The organism is Sphingomonas echinoides (assembly GCF_029623395.1).
Taxonomy (GTDB): Bacteria; Pseudomonadota; Alphaproteobacteria; order Sphingomonadales; family Sphingomonadaceae; genus Sphingomonas; species Sphingomonas echinoides_A.
The window spans coordinates 1-296 of the sequence record NZ_JAPYKK010000092.1 but is presented as its reverse complement, the minus strand read 5'-3'; the positions used below and the strand labels follow the sequence as shown (position 1 = coordinate 296).

General features: G+C 60.8%; 1 protein-coding gene. It reads right to left on the bottom strand.

Features of this window, described 5'->3' with window-relative positions:
• Window positions 1-296 (bottom strand): IS3 family transposase (locus QBJ92_RS20595; protein ID WP_277971555.1); only part of this gene is annotated, 296 nt, incomplete at both ends.

Here is a 296-nt window from a genome sequence, read left to right as displayed (position 1 = left end):
GCCTCGTCGATGATGGTCAGGATGCGGAACTTGCGGCCATCATGCGTGCGGCCTTCGACAAAGTCGTACGCCCATACATGCCCCGGATATTCCGGGCGCAGTCGGATGCACGAGCCGTCGTTCAACCACAGCCGCCCACGTTTCGGTTGCTTCTGCGGCACCTTGAGCCCTTCACGCCGCCAGATCCGCTCGACCCGTTTATGGTTCACCGTCCAGCCCCTATGGCACAGCAATGCCGTCACCCGGCGATAGCCGTAGCGACCATATTGCTTTGCTAGCGCGATGATGTCTTCCGA